Source organism: Mesorhizobium kowhaii (assembly GCF_042431665.1).
In the GTDB taxonomy this organism is placed as follows: domain Bacteria; phylum Pseudomonadota; class Alphaproteobacteria; order Rhizobiales; family Rhizobiaceae; genus Mesorhizobium; species Mesorhizobium kowhaii.
Window position 1 is genome coordinate 502,743 of record NZ_JBHLYT010000033.1, and the last position, 11,900, is coordinate 514,642.

Annotated in this window: 9 protein-coding genes; 2 read left to right on the forward strand and 7 right to left on the reverse strand. The window is 62.3% G+C overall.

Annotated features, from left to right (window positions below):
- Nucleotides 1-29: 29 nt before the first annotated feature.
- The 4 genes from ACFFNA_RS21980 to mnmE form a co-directional block, all read right to left on the reverse strand.
- On the reverse strand, nt 30-830 hold the full coding sequence (locus tag ACFFNA_RS21980; protein ID WP_378921557.1) for a ParA family protein: 801 nt from the start codon (nt 828-830) through the stop codon (nt 30-32).
- A gap of 42 nt (nt 831-872) precedes the next feature.
- Complete coding sequence (rsmG, locus tag ACFFNA_RS21985) at nt 873-1,505, reverse strand: 16S rRNA (guanine(527)-N(7))-methyltransferase RsmG (protein ID WP_378921559.1); 633 nt, start codon at nt 1,503-1,505, stop codon at nt 873-875.
- Entirely contained in the window at nt 1,502-3,427 is a 1,926-nt protein-coding gene (mnmG, locus tag ACFFNA_RS21990; RefSeq protein WP_378921561.1) for a tRNA uridine-5-carboxymethylaminomethyl(34) synthesis enzyme MnmG, read from the reverse strand. The genes rsmG and mnmG overlap by 4 nt, the downstream gene beginning before the upstream one ends.
- 425 nt (nt 3,428-3,852) lie before the next feature.
- A complete protein-coding gene (gene mnmE / locus ACFFNA_RS21995) occupies nt 3,853-5,184 on the reverse strand; it encodes a tRNA uridine-5-carboxymethylaminomethyl(34) synthesis GTPase MnmE (protein ID WP_378921563.1) in 1,332 nt (443 codons plus the stop codon).
- A 59-nt stretch (nt 5,185-5,243) separates the two neighbouring features.
- Between mnmE and ACFFNA_RS22000 the strand changes: the two genes are divergently transcribed.
- Nucleotides 5,244-7,262 carry a thioredoxin domain-containing protein gene (locus ACFFNA_RS22000; RefSeq protein ID WP_378921565.1) on the forward strand — a complete coding sequence of 673 codons (2,019 nt, stop codon included), beginning with the start codon at nt 5,244-5,246 and terminating at the stop codon, nt 7,260-7,262.
- Between the two features lie 250 nt (nt 7,263-7,512).
- Here ACFFNA_RS22000 and rho read toward each other — a convergent pair whose 3' ends face one another.
- The 3 genes from rho to hemE all read right to left on the reverse strand — a co-directional run bounded on the left by rho (nt 7,513) and on the right by hemE (nt 10,587).
- Nucleotides 7,513-8,778 carry a transcription termination factor Rho gene (gene rho, locus ACFFNA_RS22005; protein WP_109663581.1) on the reverse strand — a complete coding sequence of 422 codons (1,266 nt, stop codon included), beginning with the start codon at nt 8,776-8,778 and terminating at the stop codon, nt 7,513-7,515.
- A 232-nt stretch (nt 8,779-9,010) separates the two neighbouring features.
- Nucleotides 9,011-9,556, reverse strand: coding sequence for a protoporphyrinogen oxidase HemJ (gene hemJ, locus ACFFNA_RS22010; protein WP_378921568.1), 546 nt, complete (start codon nt 9,554-9,556; stop codon nt 9,011-9,013).
- Entirely contained in the window at nt 9,556-10,587 is a 1,032-nt protein-coding gene (gene hemE, locus ACFFNA_RS22015) for a uroporphyrinogen decarboxylase (protein WP_378921570.1), read from the reverse strand. The genes hemJ and hemE overlap by 1 nt, the downstream gene beginning before the upstream one ends.
- 404 nt (nt 10,588-10,991) lie before the next feature.
- On the opposite strand from hemE, the gene ACFFNA_RS22020 reads away from it, so the two are divergent.
- Entirely contained in the window at nt 10,992-11,813 is an 822-nt protein-coding gene (locus tag ACFFNA_RS22020) for a pyruvate, water dikinase regulatory protein (protein WP_111544039.1), read from the forward strand.
- Nucleotides 11,814-11,900: the final 87 nt, after the last annotated feature.

Genomic DNA, 11,900 nt, shown 5'->3' on the forward strand with positions numbered 1-11,900 from the left:
ATCGGCTTTTAATTATGCATTCCAGCTAATCAAGCGGCGCGCAATTTGCGCTCGCGGCGGATCACTTCCGACGCAAGCTGCAGATAGGCCTGGCTGCCTGAGCATTTCAAATCGTAAAGGATCGCCGGCTTGCCGTAGGACGGGGCCTCGGACACCCGCACATTGCGCGGAATGATGGTCTCGTAGACCTTGTCGCCCATGTGCGCCCGCACATCCTGCACCACCTGGTTGGCGAGATTGTTGCGGCCGTCATACATGGTCAGCACGATACCCTGGATGGTCAGATCCGGATTGATTGAACGGCGCACCTGCTCGACGGTCTCCAGCAACTGGCTGAGACCTTCCAGCGCGAAAAATTCGCATTGCAGCGGCACCAGCACCGAATCGGCCGCTGCCATCGAATTCAGCGTCAAAAGATTGAGCGACGGCGGGCAGTCGATCAGCACATAGCCGAAGCCGGCCGAACGGTCGGCCGAGGCACGCAAGGCGTTGCGCAGCCGCAGCACCCGGTCCGGCGCCGAAGCAATCTCCATCTCGATGCCGAGCAGATCGAGCGTTGACGGCACGATCGACAGGCCAGGCACAGCCGTCGGGATCGCCGCGGCTTCCAGATCCAGTTCGCCCGTCAGCACGTCATAGGACGAGACCGTCCGATCTTTGCGGTCGATGCCGAGGCCGGTGCTCGCATTTCCCTGCGGATCGAGGTCGATGATCAGCACCTTTTCACCGATTGCCGCGAGCGCAGTGGCCAGATTGATGGCGGTGGTCGTCTTGCCGACGCCGCCCTTCTGGTTGGCTACGGTGATGATTCGGGGGCCATTCTTCATCATGGATCTATGCCAGAAATTCATTTTTGGGTCGCCTGGAGCAAATCAGACAGGTCGCAGATTCGACAGTTCAAGGATGACCCCATGCGGGTCGGTCACGCTTGGATGTTCTACCAGATCGAAGGCCCATCGGTGAGCGCTTTCTTGCACTTCCGCGCGGTAATCCCGGCCTTTGTGGAACAGGCCGCGTGCGCCTGACGTAAGCCAGGGCGCCGACAGGTCCAGCAAGGTCGAAAGCGAGGCCAAGGCGCGCGCCGTGACGATCTGCGGCGCCGGAACCAGCGCATGGCTGTCTTCGATGCGGCGCGCCACGACCCGCGCCGGCAGGCCGAACTGGCCGATGACCGTCTGCAGGAACGACGCCTTTTTGCGGTTGCTTTCGACCAGATCGATGCTGGCTCCGTCGCGCTCGGCAAGCAGGAAGGCCATGACAAGGCCCGGAAATCCGCCGCCCGAACCGATATCGACCCAATGTTTCGCGGTAGGCTCGATGCGTCCAAGCTGCGCGCTGTCCAGGATGTGACGCTGCCAGACATCGCCTGCTGTCGACTGCGCAACGAGGTTGATGCTGCGATTCCATTTCTGGAACATCTGCTCGAACGCGACCAGGCGATCGAATGTTTCACGTGAAACCGGGCCGGCGGCGTCCTGCAGGCTCTTCCAGGAGAAAGAGCTCACGCAACAATCCTTTGAGTACCCTTAATCCTTTGGGTATCCTCGGGCTCTTGATCAGTCTCGGGCCTCTGCGCGCTCTCGGCGTGCCGGACATGCGCGACAATGATTGCAAGCGCCGCCGGCGTCATGCCTTCCATGCGCTGGGCATCGGCGATGGAGCGAGGCCGCCGCGCCCGCATCTTCTGCTTCAGCTCGTTGGAGAGCCCAGGCACGCCGCCGAAATCGACCGTCTCCGGGATCAACCGGCTCTCCTCATGCCGGATCTGCGCCACGTCCGTCTTCTGACGGTCGAGATAGACCGAATATTTCGCTTCCGTTTCGAGACGCTCCGCCGTCTTGGCGTCGATATCGGCAAATCTCGGCTCGACGCGAGCCAGCCAGGCCACATCGACACCGGGATAGGCCAGCAACTCATAGCCGGAGCGGCGCACGCCATCCCGGTTGATCTCCAGCCCGTGACGCGCCGCTTCATTGGGGGTCATGGCGAGCGACACCGCCAACTGACGCGCTTCGTCGAGCTGCCGCATCATGTTGCCGTAGCGCTGCATCCGCTGCACCGAGGCGATCCCCAGCTTCGCGGCCAACGGCGTCAACCGCTCATCGGCATTGTCGGCGCGCAGCGACAGCCGGAACTCGGCCCGCGAAGTGAACATCCGGTAGGGCTCGCTGATGCCGCGGCTGGTCAGATCGTCGACCATCACGCCGATATAGGCCTCGGTGCGGCTGAGCACGATCTGCTCGCTGCCCGCCCCCCGCCGCGCCGCATTGAGGCCGGCCAGCAGGCCTTGTCCGGCCGCCTCCTCATAGCCGGTGGTGCCGTTGATCTGCCCGGCGAGAAAGAGCCCGCTGAGGCGCCTGGTCTCCAGGCCCGTGGTCAGCTCGCGCGGATCGACATGATCATATTCAATGGCATAGCCCGGCTGCAGCATGACAGCGCGCTCAAGCCCAGGAATGGTTTTCAGGATGTCCAGTTGCACATCCTGCGGCAGCGAGGTCGAAATGCCATTGGGATAGACCGTGTCGTCGTCGAGCCCTTCCGGCTCGAGAAAGATCTGATGTCCGTCCCGGTCGCCAAACTTGACGATCTTATCCTCGATCGACGGGCAATAGCGCGGGCCCACGCCTTCGATCGAGCCGGAATACATGGCGGACCGGCCGAGATTGGCGCGGATCAAATCATGCGTGGCCGCAGTTGTGCGCGTGATGCCGCACTCGATCTGCGGTGTCTCAATGCGATCGGTCATCAGCGAGAACGGCACCGGATCCTCATCCGCCGCCTGCTTGTCCAGCGACGCCCAATCAATGGTTTTCCCGTCCAACCGCGGTGGGGTGCCGGTCTTCAGCCGACCGAGCGCGAAACCAACGCGGCTCATCGTCGCCGACAGGCCGATGCTCGCCTGCTCGTTCATGCGCCCGGCGACGATCTTCTTGTCGCCGATATGAATGAGCCCGCGCAGGAACGTCCCGGTCGTCAGAACCACGGCGCCACAGGCCAGCCGTCGGCCATCGGCCAGAAGGACAGCCGCGATCCGGCCATCGACGATCTCGAAGTCGAGAACCTCGCCCTCGATCACATCGAGATCGTTCTGGAGCCGAATCGCTTCCTGCATGGCAAGGCGATAGAGCTTGCGGTCGGCCTGCGTACGCGGACCGCGCACCGCCGGCCCCTTGCGGCGGTTGAGCAGACGGAACTGAATGCCGGCGGCATCCGCCACCCGGCCCATCAACCCGTCCATGGCATCGATCTCACGAACCAGATGGCCCTTGCCGAGCCCGCCGATGGCCGGATTGCACGACATCACGCCGATCGTGTCGAAGCGCAACGTCACGAGCGCGGTTTTGGCGCCGGCGCGCGCGGCCGCACTGGCCGCCTCGCATCCCGCATGGCCGCCGCCCACCACAACCACATCATAGTGATCGGTCATTTCCAAACGTCCTGGACTCAGAAAAGGATTGTGCGACACATGTCCCCGCAAGGCGATGCTGTCAAGAAAACTCCGCGAGTCGTTTCACGTGAAACAGTGCGACGACGGCCTCGCAGCCATGTTTCACGTGAATCAGCGCAAGGGGGCAATCCATTGTTGGTCAGCGCTGCCCTAACCTGCCTGCCGACATCCTCTCCCCGTATAGTGACGGGGAGAGGATGCTGTCGCCGGCGGGCTTCGCCAATCACCGGCGTTGCAAGAAAGGCGTCGGCGCTATGGCCAGCTTCTTTCTCCTGATCACTATACGGGGAGAAATGCCCGGCAGGGCAATGAGGGGCGGCGCCAACATCGGCCGCTATCTCCTAAGTTGCTCGGGACTGCCTCACGTGAAATGAGATATTCGGCACCGTTGTGTTTCACGTGAGTCATTTCCCAATGCAGAACTGCGAGAAAATCACGTCTAGCATGTCCTCGACGTCGATGGCGCCGACGATTCGGCCCAGCCGATCGGCCGCCAGCCGCAACTCCTCGGCGCGCAGTTCCTGCCCAATGGCCCGGTCGTCAACGGCTCGGCGCAGATGCCGGTTCGCCTCGCCGAGCAGTTCGACATGGCGCAGCCGTGACGGCAAAATATCGCCGACGTCGCCGGCAGCGCTCGCCGCGCGCTGGCCGATTTCCGCCAGCAGTGCCCCCACGCCCGTCCCCTCCACAACCGAGATTGTGTGATCGTAGCGACTGTCGGCATCGCGCGCCGCCTGCCCGTCCAGCAGGTCGAACTTGGTGCCGACGCGCAAGGTTGGTATCGCCATCGGGAGCGAGTCGACCTCCTGCGGATCGGCGACGTCCTGCAACAGCAGCAAAAGGTCGGCGCGGTCGGCCTTGGCCCTCGCCTTTTCAATGCCGATCGCCTCGACCTTCCCCGGCGCGTCGCGCAGTCCGGCGGTGTCCGTCAGCCGGACGCGCAGCCCATCGAGATCCAGCACTACCGAGAGCAGGTCGCGGGTCGTGCCGGGCTCATCCGTTACAATAGCGGCATCGCGCCGCGCCAAGGCATTGAACAGACTCGATTTGCCGGCATTGGGCGCACCGAGAATAACGACCTCAAACCCGTCGCGGATGATTTCGGCGGCGCGAAACCCGGCGACGTGCCGGTCGATCTCACCGATCATCGTCCGCACGTCGGACCAGACCGTATCCGAAACGGAACCCGGTACATCATCCTCGTCGGCAAAGTCGATCTCGGCCTCGATCATGGCGCGGGCATGGACCAGCCGGCGGCGCCAGCTGAGATAGAGTTCGCTCTGCGCGCCTTCGGCGTTCTGGACCGCAAAGCGCCGCTGTGCTTCGGTCTCGGCATTGACGAGATCGGCCAGCGCTTCGGTTTCTACCAGGTCTACCTTGCCATTGAGGAAGGCGCGGCGCGTAAATTCACCAGGTTCGGCATGTCGGACGCCGTCAAAGCCGGTGATCGTCTCCAGCATCCTGGTCACCACGGCACGTCCGCCATGGACGTGGAATTCCGCGACATCCTCGCCCGTAAAGCTTGCGGGGCCGGGAAAAAAGACCACCAGACCGTTGTCCAGCACGCTTCCGTCCGGCGCCCTGAACTTGCGTAGAACTGTCGTCCGGTCCTTAACCATACCGTCGGCAATCGTTTCGACTACGAATCGAGTCCGGGGGCCGGAAATGCGGATGACGGCAACGCCGGCCGGAAGCCGGCCGCTCGACAGCGCAACGATAGAATCCCTTGAAATCATTTGCCCGCTCTGTTGAACCGCCCTAGCTTCCCGTTCAATCATTGCCGGGTAGCCTGATCGTGACATTGCCTCCACAAAACCTGCTTGCTGAAGAAGCCAGCCCCTATCTGCAGCAGCACAGCGGCAATCCCGTCCATTGGCGGGCCTGGTCGCCGGCTTCGCTTGAAGAGGCGAGGGCTCTGGACAGGCCGATCCTGCTCTCGGTCGGCTATGCCGCCTGCCACTGGTGCCATGTCATGGCGCACGAAAGCTTCGAGAATGACGACGTCGCCGCCGTCATGAACCGTCTGTTCGTCAATATCAAGGTCGACCGCGAGGAGCGGCCGGACATCGACCAGATCTACATGGCCGCCCTGTCATCGATGGGCGAGCAGGGCGGCTGGCCGCTGACCATGTTCCTGACGCCGGACGGCAAGCCGTTCTGGGGCGGCACCTATTTCCCGCGCGAGCCGCGCTATGGCCGTCCAGGCTTCATCCAGGTGATGCAGGCGGTGGACAAGGCCTGGCGCGAGAAGCGGGCGAGCCTGAACCAGAGCGCCGACGGCCTGACCACGCATGTCGAGGCGCGGCTTGCCGGTTCGCATGCCAGAACCGCACTTGATCGCGACACGCTGGAAAACCTTGCCAGGGGCATCGACGGCATGATCGACCGCGATCTCGGTGGCCTGCGCGGCGCGCCGAAATTCCCCAACGCGCCGTTCATGCTCACCCTCTGGCTGTCCTGGCTGCGCGACGGCAATGCCACCCACCGCGACGATGTCCTGCTCAGCCTCGACCGGATGCTGAGCGGCGGCATCTACGACCACATTGGCGGCGGGCTCAGCCGCTACTCGACCGACGCCGAATGGCTGGTGCCGCATTTCGAGAAGATGCTTTACGACAACGCCCAGCTCATCCGCTTTTGCAACTGGGCCTATGCGGCGAGCGGAAATGATTTGTTCCGGATACGAATCGAAGACACGGTCGACTGGCTGTTGCGCGAAATGCGCGTTGACGGCGGTGCTTTTGCCGCCAGCCTCGACGCCGACAGCGACGGCGAGGAGGGGCTGTTCTACACCTGGAGTGGGCAAGAGATCGAAACCGCGCTCGGCGACAATTCAACGTTGTTTTTCAAATACTTCACGCTCTCCAGCCCGCACGGTTGGGAAGGCAAGCCGGTTGTCCATCAAACCCGCTCGCAGCAGTCCCAAAGTGTGGCCGAGCGCGAAAAACTCATTCCGCTCAATGCGAAACTTCTCGCCATCCGGGAAGAGCGAGTCAGGCCCGGCCTGGACGCAAAGACACTCACCGACTGGAATGGCCTGATGATTGCAGCGCTTGCCGAGGCCGGCCGGTCGCTGGCGCGGCGCGACTGGATCGACGCGGCGGCAAAGGCCTTCGCCCATATCAGCGCCGCCAGCCGCGACAGCCGTTTGCCGCATTCGATGCTCGGCGCCAGGAAGTTGTTTCCCGCCCTATCGAGCGACTACGCCGCCATGACCAACGCGGCGATCTCACTGTTCGAAGCAACGGGCAATTGGAGCTACGTCGACCAGGCCAGTCAATTCATCGCGCAGCTCGACCATTGGCACGCCGACGCCGACAGGACCGGCTATTATCTGACCGCCTCCGACAGCACCGACGTGCCGATCCGCATCAGGGGCGATGTCGACGAGGCCATTCCTTCCGCGACCGGCCAGATCATCGAAGCGCTAGTTCGGCTCGCTTCCGTCACCGGCGATCTAGACCTGCAGGAGAAAGCCTGGACAGTCGCCGAGCACGCTGCCGGCCGCGCCGCGCAGCAAGCCTATGGCCAGGCCGGCATCGTCAACGCCTGCGCACTGGCGATCGAGCCGCTGAAACTGGTGCTGATCGACGACCTGGCCAATCCCGGGCTTGTACCGGTTGCGAATCGAAGTCCGGACCCGCGTCGGGTCGATATTGTCGTTTCGGTCGGTTCGGAAGCGAATCGACCCTTGCTGCCCGGCGGTATCTTGCCGCCAACCGACAGGCCGGGTGCATGGTTGTGCACGGGGCAGGTGTGTTTGCCGGTGGTGACGGATGCTGAAGAGCTCGAGCGTCTGTTGCGACGGCGGTAAGGTGCCTCCCGAAAGGCCGGCTTAGAACTTTGCAAGACGGCCGCGGGACAGCGCCTCCCTCTGCCCTGCCGGGCATCTCCCCCTCGAGGGGGGAGATTGGCAGCTTCGGCGCCGGCTCGCCTTCTTTAACATTTTTAACATTGGAAATTGGCGAAAGCGGAGGTGACATCCGATCTCCCCCCTTGAGGGGGAGATGTCCGGCAGGACAGAGGGGGGCGCGAAGGATCGCTAACGCCTGCCCCCCAGCCCCTTACGTATTCATCGAATCGAAGAAATCCGCATTCGTCTTGGTCTGCTTGAGCTTGTCGATCAGGAACTCGATCGCGTCGGTGGTTCCCATCGGCGCCAGGATGCGGCGCAGCACGAAGATCTTCTGCAGGTCCTGGCGGGCGACCAACAGGTCTTCCTTGCGGGTGCCGGACTTCAGGATGTCCATGGCCGGATAGATGCGCTTGTCGGCAACCTTGCGGTCGAGCACGATTTCCGAATTGCCGGTGCCCTTGAACTCTTCGAAGATGACTTCGTCCATGCGGCTGCCAGTATCGATCAGCGCCGTGGCGATGATGGTCAGCGAACCGCCTTCCTCGATGTTGCGGGCGGCGCCGAAGAAGCGCTTCGGCCGCTGCAGCGCGTTGGCGTCGACACCGCCGGTCAGCACCTTGCCGGATGACGGCACCACGGTGTTGTAGGCGCGGCCGAGACGGGTGATCGAATCGAGCAGGATGACGACGTCACGGCCATGCTCGACCAGCCGCTTGGCCTTTTCGATGACCATTTCGGCGACCTGCACGTGGCGCACCGCCGGCTCGTCGAAGGTCGAGGACACGACCTCGCCCTTCACCGAGCGCTGCATGTCGGTGACTTCTTCCGGCCGCTCGTCGATCAGAAGCACGATCAGGTAGCATTCGGGATGGTTGGTGGTGATCGAGTGGGCGATGTTCTGTAAGAGCACCGTCTTGCCTGTGCGCGGCTGCGCCACGATCAGGGCGCGCTGGCCCTTGCCGAGCGGCGCCACCAGGTCGATGACGCGGGCCGAGATGTCCTTGGAGGTCGGAACCTCCATTTCCATCTTCAGCCGCGAGGTCGGATAGAGCGGCGTCAGATTGTCGAAGTGGATCTTGTGACGGATCTTTTCGGGATCGTCGAAATTGATGGTGTTGACCTTGAGCAGCGCGAAATAGCGCTCGCCCTCTTTCGGGCTGCGGATCGGCCCTTCGACCGTATCGCCGGTCTTCAGCGAAAAGCGCCGGATCTGCGACGGCGAAATATAGATGTCGTCGGGACCTGGCAGATAGTTGGCATTGGCCGAGCGCAGGAAGCCGAAACCATCCTGCAGCACCTCGACCACGCCATCGCCGATGATCTCGACGTCCTGGGCGGCCAGTTTCTTCAGGATCGCGAACATCAACTCCTGCTTGCGCATGACGCTGGCGTTTTCGACCTCGAGCGATTCGGCATAAGCGATCAGCTCTGGCGGTTTCTTGTTCTTGAACTCGGCGAGTTTCATTTCTTGCATAGACGGACCTTGAATAGATGGAGTCTGGGTAAGCTTTGGGAAAAATATCGGCGGGATGCGACAAATGCCGGGCGCGGCCGAAAGCAACGAAGGGCGGCGCATGACGGGAAGGAAGACCCGTCTTTTATCGTCGGTCGGGTGAAAGAGCAAGCTGCGTTTTATGGGCCTGTGGGCCTTACCGCATCATGCAGGCCGCGGTCTCAAAACCGTAGCCGCTTTTGAGCGACATGCATCAAAACGGCTTGACGACAACCAGGATCACAATTGCGATCATCAGCAATGTGGGGATCTCGTTGACGATTCGCCAGTGCCGCGCCGGTTTTTCATTGCGGTCCTCGGCGAATTTGCGCACCGCGCCAGCCAGATAGCCATGAACGGCGGACAACAGAAGCACGGCACCGATCTTGGCGTGCAACCAGCCGCCGTGAAAACCAAAGCCTTTCCAGGCGAGCCACAGACCAAACACCCAGGTAACGATCATTGCCGGATTGATGATGCCGCGCAGCAGGCGGCGCTCCATCACCTTGAAGGTTTCGGACTGCACCGAGCCCTTCTCGGCATCGGCGTGATAGACCAGCAGCCGCGGCAGATAAAGCATGCCGGCCATCCACGCGATGACGGCAAGGATGTGGATCGCCTTCGCCCATGGATAGAAACTGTCGGGCGCGACGAAATACAAAAGTGCCGTGAGAACGACCAGCACGGCAATGCCAGATATCATGCGCATCATCGCCTGGCCGGTGCTGTTCGTGTTACCAGTGCTGTTTGAATCAGTCATCAGCGTGTCGCGCTCCTCACCAGTTTCACCATTGCCTCGACATGGGCTATCGGCGTCTCCGGCGTGATGCCGTGGCCGAGATTGAAAATCAGCGGCCCGTCTCCCAGCGCTTTCAGGATGGCCTCGACACCATCGGAAAGGGCTTTGCCGCCAGCCACGAGCCGCAAGGGATCAAGGTTGCCTTGGACCGCACCCAAGCGCTGCAAATCCTTCGCCGCTATCAGGGGCACCGTCCAGTCGATCCCCAGGGCCGTTACGCCGGTCTTCTGGCGATAAGTCCGGTAGCGCGCACCGGCTCCCTTGGGAAAGCCAATGATCGGAACATCGGGATGAACCGCCCGAACCCGACCAACGATCTCGGCCACCGGCTGCACGCAGAACAGGTCGAACGATGCATCATCGAGCACGCCTGACCAGGAATCGAAAATCTGCACCACATCCGCACCGGCCTCGATCTGGCGGATGAGATAGGCAGCCGAATGATCGGCCAGCACTTTCAGCAAGTGTTGGAAGGCTGCCGGCTCGCGATAGGCAAACAGCCGCGCCGGCGCCTGGTCGGGCGTGCCATGGCCGGCGATCATGTAGGTCGCCACCGTCCACGGCGCACCGCAGAAGCCTATCAGCGTTGTCTCGTCGGGCAGTTTTGCCCGCAGCCGGCGAACCGTCTCGTAGACCGGTTCGAGATTCACGTGAAACGTTTTGCTTTCCAGAGCCGCAATCTCGGCCGCCGTGATCGGCGTCAGCAGCGGACCACGTCCCTCTTCGAAGCGCACGTCGCGGCCTAGCGCATGCGGAACGACAAGGATGTCCGAGAACAGGATCGATGCATCGAAGCCGAAGCGCTCGATCGGCTGCATGGTCACTTCGACGGCAAGGTCGGGATCGTAGCAAAGGTCGAGGAACGAACCGGCCCGCCGGCGTGTCTCCCGATACTCCGGCAGGTAACGCCCGGCCTGACGCATCATCCAGAGCGGGGGAGGGAACACCGTCTTGCCCTTCAGGACGTCCAGCATGATCCGGTTCTGGGGCATCGAGCGCTCGCTTCTCCAAGCCTCTCTATAATCAAATATCTTTATATCTAAGATTCTTCTGATTCTAAGAGTCTGTTGGTTCTGGTGGTTGTCTCCTGTCCCGCTTTGCCTCGAAAAACACCAGCCAGCATATTGTCGCGCGCTTGCCCAGCCAAACTGTAGGGTTCTGGGGAAAGCCGGGAATCCATCACTGGAGTCAAGGCGTTAGGAAGTGTCGAGAAAAGCCGTCCCTGTGGACGAACGAGAGGCAAAAGCAGCCGTCCCCAGACTTGTCCCCAGCCGCCAGACAAAGCTGACAGCACAACGAATTGTGGACAAACTGCCATCTGATACAGTCGCCTGTGACGGGCCGGTCTTTCCATCCCGCTTTATCCACAGCCGCCCACAGCCTGGAGTGACCCCCTGTGAACAAACCCCAGAGCTTCTTCCACCTGCACCTGATTTCCGATGCGACCGGCGAAACGCTGCTCGCCGCCGGCCGCGCGGCTTCGGCGCAATACAAGGATGCGCGCGCCATCGAGCATATCTACCCGCTCATCCGCACCGAAAAGCAGGTGGCCAAGGTGTTCGAGGACATCGAGGAGGAGCCGGGCATCATCCTCTATACGGTCGTCGACCAGAAGCTGGCGCGCGGCATCGACGAGCGCTGCGCAACCATGGGCCTGCCCTGTGTGTCGGTGCTGGAGCCGGTGCTGACCGTGTTCCAGTCCTATCTCGGCACGCCGGCCGGCCGCCGCGTCGGCGCCCAGCATGTGCTCGACGCCGAATACTTCCGCCGCATCGATGCCCTCAATTTCACCATGGAGCATGATGACGGCCAGCTGCCGGCCAATATGGACGATGCCGATATCGTGCTGGTTGGCATCTCGCGCACGTCGAAGACGCCGACCAGCATCTATCTCGCCAACCGCGGCATCAAGACCGCCAACATTCCGATCGTGCTCGGCGTGCCGGTGCCGGAGAGCCTGGTCAACGCCAAGACGCCGCTGATCGTCGGGCTGATCGCGACCGCCGAGCGCATCTCGCATGTCCGGCAAAACCGCATCCTCGGCAACAGCAGCACCTACGAGGCGAGCGACTATGTCGACCGTGCCGCCATCAATGAGGAGCTCGCCTACGCCCGCAAGATCTGCACGCGGCATGGCTGGCCGATGATCGATGTCAGCCGCCGCTCGATCGAGGAAACCGCGGCGGCGATCGTTGCCCTGCGCGGGAAGTCGCGCTAGGGGTGTCGATATTCAGGTGATGCCGACCTGCAAACGGCGGCTTCCTGCGCTTCCGGTGCTCACGTACGAAAAGTACGCTCCGCTCCG

Bases quoted from the DNA above. Each gene is read 5' to 3' on its own strand.
- ACFFNA_RS21980 (WP_378921557.1), bottom strand. From the start codon at position 830: ATGATGAAGAATGGCCCCCGAATCATCACCGTAGCCAACCAGAAGGGC.
- mnmG (WP_378921561.1), bottom strand. From the start codon at position 3,427: ATGACCGATCACTATGATGTGGTTGTGGTGGGCGGCGGCCATGCGGGA.
- mnmE (WP_378921563.1), bottom strand. From the start codon at position 5,184: ATGATTTCAAGGGATTCTATCGTTGCGCTGTCGAGCGGCCGGCTTCCG.
- rho (WP_109663581.1), bottom strand. From the start codon at position 8,778: ATGCAAGAAATGAAACTCGCCGAGTTCAAGAACAAGAAACCGCCAGAG.
- hemJ (WP_378921568.1), bottom strand. From the start codon at position 9,556: ATGACTGATTCAAACAGCACTGGTAACACGAACAGCACCGGCCAGGCG.
- hemE (WP_378921570.1), bottom strand. From the start codon at position 10,587: ATGCCCCAGAACCGGATCATGCTGGACGTCCTGAAGGGCAAGACGGTG.